Below are 9,555 nucleotides of genomic sequence, written 5' to 3'. Positions count from 1 at the left end.
GGTGACCGACCATGTCTAACCGAACACTGACAGCGACGTTGCTGGTGCTGCTATCAGTCGCGATGGTCTGGACATTCCAACCTGAGCCTGGAGATCACCAAAATCCGGCGACAATGAGTGAGCAAAATTCATCGCAGTAGAACGGCGGATACCGGACATGATAGAGAGAACGACAAACAGCGAGATTACTTTCGCACATCCCTTTGTGCTCAGCGTCTTGGTGGTGCCTTTGCAAGCCGGAACTTATCGTCTCGTCGTGGATGAAGAGCTTATCGACGGGGCCAGTTATGTGGCCTACAGGCGCGTGGCGACCCACCTTGAAATCCCCGCGATTTCCGTCGAGGCGGGCACCCGTCAGTTTCTGCAGGTGTCTGCGGAGGAGATTGCGAGCGCACTTCGACACGACGCCGAGTTGGCAATGGGCACGTGCTAGGACAATGCGTCATGCTTGATGGAGATGGAATCTCCCGTTGCGTTCATTGGTAGCCTGCGATCGCTTTCGTTATCGTCCGCAGGGTCGAGGTCACGCCCCGACCCCACTTCGATCGTTTTCGGTCCGACTGCCTTCAACCGGGCTGCTTCCCTACGCGAAAGATGAAATCCATGACTCTGATGTTTCCAAACCGCAGTCGTAGCTACGATGATGCGAGAAACGCCGTCCGCTTTCTGGGCTACGACGGCATGTTCGAGGTGCCATTCTTCATAGAGGCTGCCGCACTCATAAAGCCAGAATCTCCGGAGATCCTAGTTTCTGATTATCTGGTGGCATTCGATGCGGCACGAGGGACGATTCTCGAAGTGGCGGCCAAGGTGTATGCGCGTGGCCGCCGGACTCTCTACGTGCAAGATTTCAGATAGTTTTTTCAGATAGTTTTTGCCGTACAAGCCCGATACCGGCGGCAGAGGAGGGCTAGTTCACGTACCAATCGGCCGATGGCGGACGGACCGACGCTCAAAATACGGCGCACCACCGAATGTCCTCGACTTGCCGCCGATACACGCGCATGCTGAGGCATGAAAAGTGCTCTCAACATCACGCGGTGGCTGTCCATACTGACCCTCAGCGGGGTCTTTTGCTTTATGATGTTCGTGGTGCTGGACAATATGAACTGGTGATACCAACCGCCCCTATATCCCCAGCCTACTCCTGCGGTTCAGGTCCTTAGCATTCAGGATGGCGAAGAACGTGGTCGATTCGTCAAACGTTAGGTCCACCAAATACCAGCTCGAAGGTTTCGCCGGATCGCCCGTGAAAACGTCATAGACCGTCCATGACTGATCGGCCTCGCAGCGAACCGCTTATCGTGTCGTAGAGGCCGCCATCGCCATCTCCAGGAGGGATGGCGAGGGGTTCCCGCAGCATCGATCAAAGGAAGTGTAGCAGCGCTGCAAGGCGCGAACAACGGCACGCCCGCAATAAAAAAAGGCCAGGGCGAAAACGCACCGACCTTCCTTGTTGATTTGCACTGAGAGCTGACCTGGGATTGGAGTGAACCCCTCGGGCTGGACCACGGGACACGGAAAAACTGATACGGTCTGCGGGTCTCAATCGGAGAAGGCTCATGAAGTCCCGAGGTCCAGCCCGAGGGGTTCACTCCACGTTTCCACCGAGAATTGACCCGCCTGTTAGGTATGTTTCGGGTCTGCGGTCGTGGTCAAGTTCCTCGTTTTCTCCTTCGCCGTTTTGGTGTCGTGCGCTGAGCTGTTCTTGAAGCGAAAGCTGTCGTTTCCGGCTTCAAGGATGTGGCAGTGATGCGTGAGCCGGTCCAATAGCGCTGTGGTCATCTTGGCATCACCGAAGACGCTGGCCCGGCACTGAACAGATGCTTCTCACAGGTCCTCTACCGCGAACAAATGCGATCGAGCGCATGTCCGCCGCGTCGCCACGCGATACGACCGCCTTGTCGTCTATTTTCTCGCCGTCGGCTGCATCGCAACGACCGTCAGCTATTGTTTATGATTCCGGACCCTAGATTTGACCTGGAGCGCGTCGTTCGACGCCGATCATCGGCAATCCGGAAGCAAAGCTCGATAGCGCGCTTAAGTGCCGGGTTCTCATTGCTTGAACTTTATAACGGTGTCCGATACCTCGCGAGTGGCCGGAAGGTCACACCGGTGTAGATCGTTCCAAGGCTGGATTCTGTTGTCAATGAAAGCCCAGATCGCTTGGCAACCAGGCCCATCAGGTTTTCTCGCCCCACTCCATGCACAACGATGCTCGGCCGGAAACCGATCGCCCAAAGCTGCTTGATGAGAAAGTCCTGGATTTCAGGGCCGGGGCCGCCGGCGCTGACAATGAAATCCTCGTGGCGGATGTCATTCCGAGCAAGCCGTTGCCCATCCAGCTGAACTCCTTCTGCCCCGCCTTACGGCGCTGCTGTATTGATATTGGGTGTATCGCGCCTCCGTCATCTCACTCGACGGGCACATGCTGCCGCGACGAAAAGCGGACGAAGTGGAAAGGGATAGGATGCCTGCGCCTGATTCTATAGACCGCCGCAGGAGGGAGGTTGGCGAGCGTGCCGCCGATCCGTTCCGCCTCGAGGCCAAGATGGTCCAACAGTCTGAGCGAGACCGGACAACGCGGCCCGTAGGTGAACTGGTAGAGCGCGCCGTCCGGCTCCATCTTGCGGAACGCGCCGGTCAGGATGGAGATCACCTTGCGCGGCGGCATCGACAGCAGCGGTAGCCCGCTGACGACGGCGCCGGCCGCCCTTCCGTCGAAGAGGTCGACCGCCCGCAGGCGGGCGGCGTCCATCCAGAGCGTACGCGCGCGCGGATAATGGAAATGAAGCGCGGCGGCGAACTCGGATCCGAATTCAATCAGCGCGAGGTCTTCCTGTCTGACACCCCGGGCGATCAGGGCGCGCGTGAACGCGCCGGTTCCCGGGCCCAGCTCGATCACCGGCCCGGTGTTGTGGGAGATTTCGGAGGTGATAAGGTTCGCTAGCGATCTCGACGATGGCGCGATTGCGGCGACGCGCAGGGGGTTCTTGAGCCACACCTGGAAGAAGCCGAGCGCTTCCGCCATACGCTGGCGTTGGGGCGACGTCGCGGCTGATCGCGCACATCTGCGAGGTGTCAGATCTTGCATAGCACGGTCCCCGCTTTGCGGTGGGCGCCAATCCGTCGCACGATCCAGAACACGGATACCTCCGCAATGAGCAGGCAGCCGAGAGCAGTCAGGGCGAGGACCGTCGAGTTCGCCGACTCGATCGAGTGCGAAGCGTAAAATCCAATGCCGATGAAAAGGCCATTCCAGACCGCAATGCCGGCCGCCGAAGCCGTCAGGACACTGCGGGAGTTCCCGCGCGAAAGGGCGGCGAAGGCCGGAGCGACGAGCCTTACCGTCGGCACGAGCTGGAGTGCGAAGGCCAGCGCGATCTGATTCCGGTGAACGGAAGCGATTCCGCGCTCAACGCGATCGACGGACATGCTGAAGAACCCGCCAGCTCTGTTAAGGAGGCGCGTCGATCGCGCGTCGCCCAGTCCCCGGACAGCGTAGAACCATGCCGCGCAGCCGAAGATGCTGCCAGCAGCCGTCGAAAGGAAGGCAGCCGGCAGTGGCCAGTCCCCGTCCGCCGCGCCGATCCCGACCGCGAGTAGCAGCCCGTAGGACGGGATCACCGGCACGAAGCGCTCGGCCAGGGCAACGGCGAACAGACCGATGAGCCCATAGGCGCCAATCCACGCCATGACTGCTCCAACGGGATCGAAATCCATAGGCAAATCCTCAATTGATGCACGCGGTCAAATTCGCCGGGGCATGGAGGTGTGATACGGTGAAGATGCCCGTTGTCCGGCTGACGGCCACGACTGCTCGAAGCGCCAGGTTTGGATCAGCGGATCTGGCGACGCTTCAGAACCGGTAGGCGATCGAGAGGCCGCCGCTCGGCTGCCAGCGGCGCCCTTCTTCGGTGACGGGGCTGTCGGCGACATCGCCGACGAGGTAGTTGGCTCCGACCCGGCCCGTGACGCCGAAGCGCTCGCTGAACCAGTATCCGGCCGTGACGCCGACACCGACATCCTTGATGCCGGACCCCGGGCTGTCGGCGGCTAGACCGCTTGCAGCGGCCCCGGCCGGGGTGACGCCGAAATAGGTGCGCGCATAGTCCTGGTTCACCCAGGTCGTTTGCGCGTCGAGCGACAGGAAGAAATCGTCGCGACGAACCGCAGCGTAGCTGGCGCTTGCTGTCGCGAGCATCCCATCGTGGACGCCCGAGACATCGTGGACGACGGAAAGCTCCATCGCCAGCGAACCTTGGCCGCTCTCGTCGCCGCCGAAGCGATAGCCGATGAACCCGCCCGCTTCGATCGCCGTGTCGATATCCGGCAACAATCCCACCGGGCCATCCACGTCGCTTCTTGGCAGGCGCGCACCAATTACAGGTCCGATCGAAAGGCTCGGATCGGACGCGAGATCGGCCCGCGCCCGAAGCCCGCGGATTTCCAGGTTGATGTCGCCCCAGTGGACGTCCGCCTGCACGAAGGGGATCGCGCGGAGATCCTCGGACCCGTCATATTCGGGAACCACGCCCGCACCGATCGCGACGACGCCGTGGGGGCCGTTGTCGGGCGGCGCTGCCTGGGCATTGGCGCTGGTGGATGACAAGGCTGCGCCACCGGTGAGCAGGATGGGAAGGACTACACGCATTGTCGAAACTCCTTATGGAGGGAGGTGGGGTCCCCGAAGGCGCCCGCCTTGTTCGCGGTGCGCCTTCGGGGGTTTTGAAGGCCGCCGGTGTAATGGGGGAGCGGCGGCCTCCGATCGGATCGGCGGGAGTGGGGCGGCTAACCGCGATCCGGGTTCAGTTCGAGGCGATCGAAGCAGCGATGGCTGGCTTCGGCCGCCCCACGGGTGTGTTGTCTTGCGGCTCGCGATCGCCTTAGAAGAAGCCGCCATTGGCGAACACGAGCTGCCCAGGAGATCTATGGCGGCCGGCGAGCTCCTTGGCGAGGCAGCCGGCATAGATCTCCCGGGCGGCCTTGGTCGCGGGATAGCCGCCATGGGTCGGCCGACGCGCGCGGATCGAGGTCGAAGCGAGCGTGATGATGCGACCGCCGTCGCGGGTGCGCCGCGCCGCCTCCCGCAGCACGTTGAAGCTGCCCTTCACATTGGTGGCGATCATCCGGTCGAAGGCTTCGTCTGTGAACTGGGCGAAGGGTGCGACGTTCATGATCCCGGCGTTGCTGATCACCACATCGACGCCGCCGAAGGTCTCGTCATTGGCGTCGAACAGGGCCTTGACCGCCGCCGGATCGGCGACATCGGTCTGGCGGAAGATAGCGCGGCCGCCGGCCGCCTCGATATCGCGCACGACCTGAGCGGCCAGATCGCGGTTGGTAAAATAGTTCACCGTCACCGCATAGCCGTCGCGCGCCAGGCGCTTGGCGGTCGCGGCGCCAATGCGCGCGACGAGCCTGTGACGATGGCGGCCCGCCCAGTGCCAGGCAGTGCGCCGGTAGCAGTCTCGGAGGTCTGTGCCGAGGCCACACCCCCGAGGGCGAGGGCTGCGGGTGCGGCGGCGGTGAGCGCCAGGAAGGTGCGACGGGCGTTATCGGTATCGGACATTGGAAAGTCTCTCTTTCTCAAAAAACTCGCGAAAGCTTGTTGGTGCGGCCATAGGTTCGCGTTCGGTCGTTACTGCCGCCCGAGCCAGGCGGCGATGCGCTGGTTTGCGATCAGCATGGCGACGCCGGTCAGGACGCTTGCGACGGGCACGATGAGCAGGCCGAGCCCCAAGCCATTCGAAATCTCGGCGGCTGTCGCTCCATCGCTGATCATGCCTACGATGAGAGGACCAAGCGCTGGCCCCAGAAGCCCGGAGCCGATCATCGCGAGGCTCGTCGCCATCGCTTCCCTGCCCTTGCCGGCCACCAGGTGTGCAGCGCCGAAGCACCAGGGCAGCAGAAAGGCGAAGGACAGCATGCCGGGCACGAAGAGCAGGACGGAGAGCCACCCGACCGGTGCGAAAAGCGCCGCAGCGGTCGTCATGCTCGCGACCATGAAGAGGATGGCGGGCGGACCGAGAACGCGGCCGGTGCCGGAGCGCACAGCGCGGTCGAACAGTCGCCCGCCAATCAGGGTTCCGCAAATTCCCATTGCGCCCTGCAGCAGTCCAAACGCCAGTCCGGCCTCGCTGGCGCTATAACCGTGGGTGCGGATCAGGAAGGGAACCGCGAAGGCGTAGAAAGGTGCTGCGGCGAAGCCGAGTGTGACCGAGCCGATGAACAGCCAGCGGAATGGCGGGGACGAAAGCAATCGCAGGCTCGCCGTCAGGAAGGGCTCGCTATTGGCGATCGAACGTTTGAGCGGCGGGGTCGGGCCGATGACGACGAGTGCCAGCAGACCGATCAGCGCGCTCATAGCGCCGGCCCCGACCAGTGCTGTCCGCCAGCCAAGGGTGTCGCCGATCGCGCCGCCGACGGCGAAGCCCACCATGGTGCCGAGCGGAATGCCCATTGAGAAGATGCCGATCGCCAGACCGCGGCGTTCGGGCGGGATCTTGCGGGCGATGATCGCATGGCTGGAGGGCGTGCCCCCGGCCTCGCCAAAGGCGACGCCGAAGCGGGTGAAGGCGAGAAACAGGAAACTCATCGCCATGCCGCCGAGCAATGTCATCGCGCTCCACAGCAGGATGCACAAAACGAGGACGAAACGGGGCGATCCGCGATCGGCGATGCGGGCGAGCGGCATCGACAGCAGCGTGTAACAGACCGCAAAGGCGATGCCGGTGAGCAGGCCCACCTCGGTATCGCTCAGATCGAGGTCTCCCTTGATCGACTCTGCCAGGACGAACGGAAGCATCCGGTCGATCTGGGAAGTGGCACTGACGAGAAACAGCGTAATAAGCAGCACCGGAACGCGCCACCCATGAACGTGTTCATCGCCGATCGTCTTCGATACAATGGGCAGTCTATTCTGCTGATCTATTGACGACGCGGCGGTTTCTGTCATGTTTGGAGCGTCCCTGGCTGTGACTGGCATCACCAAGCTAGAGGAAGTCACTAATGACCAGAATGCCGAATATCTCAAGAAACTTGCCTATTCCTACAAGCCGCGATAGACTGCCGGCTGACGGGCGAGTGCTGCGCTGGCCTCGAAACCCAATGGAGGCTCGCGTGTCGTCATCGCTTCTGGGCGGGATCACCGCTTACATCGAAAGCCAGGGCGGCGGTGAAGGGCTATTCCCGACGCCGATCGAGAGCGTTAATATCATCCGTTCCTACCAGCAGCGGATGCCGATGCGGCAGATCTACCGGCCGTCGCTCTGCGTCGTGGCCCAGGGAGCAAAGGAAATCCTCTTCGGCGACGAGACGCTCCGCTACGGCGACATGGAGTGCCTGGTCGTCAGCATGGAAATGCCGGCGAGCGGGCGGGTCGTCGAGGCGACCGAGCAGTCGCCCTATATCGGCGTCACCATCGATCTCGACGTGACGATGCTGCGCGAGGTGCTGGAACAGTTGGAGACGCCGCCCGTCCCACCTGCCGCGCCGGGTCCATGCGTGTTCGTCGGCAAGGTTGACGAACCGCTGGCGGAATGCGTGCTGCGCCTGATCCGGATGTCGCAGACGCCGAAGGCGATCCCGATCCTCTATCCGTCGGTCATGCGCGAGATCTGCTACTGGCTTCTGAGCGGCCCGCACGGGCCCGAACTCTGCAGCCTGGCCGTGCCGGAATCGAATTTCATGCGGGTCGCGAAAGCGATCTATTTTCTGCGCGCCAATTTCGCCCAGACGCTGCGTGTGGAGCAAATGGCCGAGGTGGCGCGCATGAGCCCGTCATCGTTCCATCAGCACTTCAAGCAGCTCACCTCGGTGACGCCGCTTCAGTTCCAGAAGCAGTTGCGCCTGCTCGAGTCGCGGCGGCTGATGGTGGCGGACGCTGCAAGCGTCGAGGAAGCCGCCTACAAGGTCGGCTACGAAAGTCCGTCGCAATTCAGCCGCGAATATTCCCGCATGTTCGGCGTTGCGCCAAAGCAGGACGCGCTCAACCATCAGCGGATGTACAGCCAGTACGCCAGCCGCAAGGCGCGAACTGCCTAAGCGCGTGTTGCGGGAGGCGGCTCCGTGCCGGTGCGCCCGGAGCGGCCTTTCCGATCTGCGAACAGAATTGCCAATACCGGCGCTGACGGGGAAGGATTCGTCGGGCTCTCAGTCGTCGCCGAGCGCACATCACATCAAGCCTTCCTGTGCGGCCTGGTGGACGGTCCTCACAACCGGTTGGAAGCCGAGGCTGCGGGCAAGCGAGACATCCACGTGGAGGCGCCAGGGATTGGCAAGCGGCTCCGAAGACGGTTCCATTGTTCCGCCGACCAGGGCGACGAGCTCGTATATCGCGGTCGGCGCCTCATCCGCGATGTTGACGATGCGCCCATCCATCGCGCCGGTCAGGGCAAGGTTCATGGCGGTGGCGATATCGCGATGATGAACCATGCTCATCCTTTGGGCCGGATGCATTTTGAAACTGGCGACTAGCCGGGGCAACTCTTCGAGATGTCCGTCCTTGTCGCCATAAACGAAGCCCAACCGCTGGATCGACCAGTTCAGCCCGCTTTCACGTAGCGCGTTCTCGGCGGTGAGCTTGCTGGCCGGATAGGCCTGTTGCGGGTCGGCTGCGTCGTCCTCGCGGCCAGGGCGCAGGCTGTCCGCGTCATAGACATTGGACGTGCTCGCCAGGATGAACCGCGCCTCGGGCGCATGCGCCCTTGCCGCGGCGATGAGGTTGCGCGTGCCCTCGAGGTTGCTTTTCCAGATCAGGTTGGTGTCGGGCGTGCGAAAAACTGCGGCGAGATGGATGATCGCCGATACGCCCTCTACCGCTCGCATGAGTGAAGCAGGATCGAGAAGGTCGGCCTCCACCGCCGTCACGCCTGCGGGCGCCTCTTTTCCGCCGCGCAACAACGCGCGGCAATTCAGCCCAGCTTCGACAAGGCGCGGAAGAAGACGGGCTCCGACGAGCCCTGTTGCGCCGGTTATCAATACTGTCATGACGCTGTTCCTTTCTGTAGGAGGTTTTCAAGACGCTCCGTTGCGGTTTGAAGAACCCGGACCGCGACGGCGATTTCGGCATCGTCGACGCCGTCGAAGGCGACCGAGCGGATGAAAGAGAGATCGGGCAAGTCGCCCCAAAGCGTCGCGCCGGCGGCGGTGATGCGCAGGAGCTTCTGGCGCTGATCGACGCGGTCGGCCTCTTGCTCGACGAGACCCTTGCGCACGAGCGTTGCGACGATGCCGGTCATTGTCGCCCGTTCGATCGCGAGCAACCGCACGAGATCGCGCTGCATGGTCGGCCCGACAGTCGCGAGCTGGTAGAGCACGTACCACTGCACTGAGCCGAGATCATAAGGGCGCAGGACAGAATCCATGACCGCCCGGCCAGCGAAATAGCACCGCTTTGCCCAGGCTCCGACGAGGTCGCGATCCGCGCTTTCCCGTCTCTTAACCATCGATGCGCCCTCCAGTCTTGCTAGCCACCTAGCAAATATGTAAGGCACCTAACAAGTGTCAAGGGGTCCGCTTCGCTTGACCGTGTTTTCAGATGGCTTGGGTGGC

11 protein-coding genes and 2 pseudogenes are annotated in these 9,555 nt (G+C 62.5%); 4 read left to right on the top strand and 9 right to left on the bottom strand.

Annotated features, from left to right (window positions below; translation table 11 throughout):
* Nucleotides 1-157: 157 nt before the first annotated feature.
* A complete protein-coding gene (locus GGQ64_RS25550; protein WP_183808132.1) occupies nt 158-433 on the top strand; it encodes a hypothetical protein in 276 nt (91 codons plus the stop codon).
* A gap of 170 nt (nt 434-603) precedes the next feature.
* The gene (locus GGQ64_RS25545) at nt 604-858 is read left to right on the top strand and encodes a DUF1488 family protein (protein ID WP_183808131.1); all 255 of its coding nucleotides are present in this window, start codon (nt 604-606) and stop codon (nt 856-858) included.
* 768 nt (nt 859-1,626) lie between these two features.
* On the opposite strand, the pseudogene GGQ64_RS25540 reads toward GGQ64_RS25545, so the two are convergent.
* Nucleotides 1,627-1,809: pseudogene (locus GGQ64_RS25540) on the bottom strand (ATP-binding protein); the annotation flags it as partial.
* Between GGQ64_RS25540 and GGQ64_RS28410 the strand changes: the two are divergent.
* Nucleotides 1,789-1,960 (top strand): annotated as a pseudogene (locus tag GGQ64_RS28410) (IS5/IS1182 family transposase); the annotation flags it as partial. The pseudogenes GGQ64_RS25540 and GGQ64_RS28410 sit on opposite strands and share 21 nt — an antisense overlap.
* Nucleotides 1,961-2,413: 453 nt before the next feature.
* On the opposite strand, the gene GGQ64_RS25535 reads toward GGQ64_RS28410, so the two are convergent.
* The 6 genes from GGQ64_RS25535 to GGQ64_RS25515 all read right to left on the bottom strand — a co-directional run bounded on the left by GGQ64_RS25535 (nt 2,414) and on the right by GGQ64_RS25515 (nt 6,958).
* On the bottom strand, nt 2,414-3,031 hold the full coding sequence (locus GGQ64_RS25535) for a class I SAM-dependent methyltransferase (protein WP_183808173.1): 618 nt from the start codon (nt 3,029-3,031) through the stop codon (nt 2,414-2,416).
* A gap of 50 nt (nt 3,032-3,081) precedes the next feature.
* Nucleotides 3,082-3,723: a DedA family protein gene (locus tag GGQ64_RS25530; protein WP_183808130.1), complete on the bottom strand. Its 642-nt coding sequence runs from the start codon at nt 3,721-3,723 to the stop codon at nt 3,082-3,084.
* Between the two features lie 136 nt (nt 3,724-3,859).
* The gene (locus GGQ64_RS25525; RefSeq protein WP_183808129.1) at nt 3,860-4,654 is read right to left on the bottom strand and encodes a MipA/OmpV family protein; all 795 of its coding nucleotides are present in this window, start codon (nt 4,652-4,654) and stop codon (nt 3,860-3,862) included.
* A gap of 232 nt (nt 4,655-4,886) precedes the next feature.
* Nucleotides 4,887-5,363 carry an SDR family NAD(P)-dependent oxidoreductase gene (locus tag GGQ64_RS28405; RefSeq protein ID WP_425488543.1) on the bottom strand — a complete coding sequence of 159 codons (477 nt, stop codon included), beginning with the start codon at nt 5,361-5,363 and terminating at the stop codon, nt 4,887-4,889.
* A complete protein-coding gene (locus GGQ64_RS28400; protein WP_425488542.1) occupies nt 5,360-5,572 on the bottom strand; it encodes a hypothetical protein in 213 nt (70 codons plus the stop codon). Before GGQ64_RS28400 ends, GGQ64_RS28405 begins: the two co-directional genes overlap by 4 nt.
* A 69-nt stretch (nt 5,573-5,641) precedes the next feature.
* A complete protein-coding gene (locus tag GGQ64_RS25515; protein WP_183808128.1) occupies nt 5,642-6,958 on the bottom strand; it encodes an MFS transporter in 1,317 nt (438 codons plus the stop codon).
* A 164-nt stretch (nt 6,959-7,122) separates the two neighbouring features.
* Here GGQ64_RS25515 and GGQ64_RS25510 point away from each other — a divergent pair, with 164 nt between their 5' ends.
* On the top strand, nt 7,123-8,046 hold the full coding sequence (locus tag GGQ64_RS25510; protein WP_183808127.1) for an AraC family transcriptional regulator: 924 nt from the start codon (nt 7,123-7,125) through the stop codon (nt 8,044-8,046).
* A 129-nt stretch (nt 8,047-8,175) separates the two neighbouring features.
* On the opposite strand, the gene GGQ64_RS25505 is transcribed toward GGQ64_RS25510, so the two are convergent.
* Both GGQ64_RS25505 and GGQ64_RS25500 read right to left on the bottom strand, forming a co-directional pair.
* Nucleotides 8,176-8,991 (bottom strand): NAD-dependent epimerase/dehydratase family protein, encoded by an 816-nt coding sequence (locus GGQ64_RS25505; RefSeq protein ID WP_183808126.1) that lies wholly within the window; start codon nt 8,989-8,991, stop codon nt 8,176-8,178.
* Nucleotides 8,988-9,449 carry a MarR family winged helix-turn-helix transcriptional regulator gene (locus GGQ64_RS25500; protein WP_183808125.1) on the bottom strand — a complete coding sequence of 154 codons (462 nt, stop codon included), beginning with the start codon at nt 9,447-9,449 and terminating at the stop codon, nt 8,988-8,990. Before GGQ64_RS25500 ends, GGQ64_RS25505 begins: the two co-directional genes overlap by 4 nt.
* Nucleotides 9,450-9,555: the final 106 nt, after the last annotated feature.

The organism is Mycoplana azooxidifex (assembly GCF_014196765.1).
GTDB classification, from domain to species: Bacteria; Pseudomonadota; Alphaproteobacteria; order Rhizobiales; family Rhizobiaceae; genus Mycoplana; species Mycoplana azooxidifex.
Note: the sequence above shows the minus strand (reverse complement) of the source record. Positions and strands in the feature narration are given on the sequence as shown.

Excerpts from the sequence above, each read along its gene's own strand:
- GGQ64_RS25525 (WP_183808129.1), bottom strand. The coding sequence starts at position 4,654 with ATGCGTGTAGTCCTTCCCATCCTGCTCACCGGTGGCGCAGCCTTGTCA.
- GGQ64_RS25505 (WP_183808126.1), bottom strand. The coding sequence starts at position 8,991 with ATGACAGTATTGATAACCGGCGCAACAGGGCTCGTCGGAGCCCGTCTT.
- GGQ64_RS25550 (WP_183808132.1), top strand. The coding sequence starts at position 158 with ATGATAGAGAGAACGACAAACAGCGAGATTACTTTCGCACATCCCTTT.
- GGQ64_RS25535 (WP_183808173.1), bottom strand. The coding sequence starts at position 3,031 with ATGGCGGAAGCGCTCGGCTTCTTCCAGGTGTGGCTCAAGAACCCCCTG.
- GGQ64_RS25545 (WP_183808131.1), top strand. The coding sequence starts at position 604 with ATGACTCTGATGTTTCCAAACCGCAGTCGTAGCTACGATGATGCGAGA.
- GGQ64_RS25515 (WP_183808128.1), bottom strand. The coding sequence starts at position 6,958 with ATGACAGAAACCGCCGCGTCGTCAATAGATCAGCAGAATAGACTGCCC.
- GGQ64_RS25530 (WP_183808130.1), bottom strand. The coding sequence starts at position 3,723 with ATGGATTTCGATCCCGTTGGAGCAGTCATGGCGTGGATTGGCGCCTAT.
- GGQ64_RS25500 (WP_183808125.1), bottom strand. The coding sequence starts at position 9,449 with ATGGTTAAGAGACGGGAAAGCGCGGATCGCGACCTCGTCGGAGCCTGG.
- GGQ64_RS28400 (WP_425488542.1), bottom strand. The coding sequence starts at position 5,572 with ATGTCCGATACCGATAACGCCCGTCGCACCTTCCTGGCGCTCACCGCC.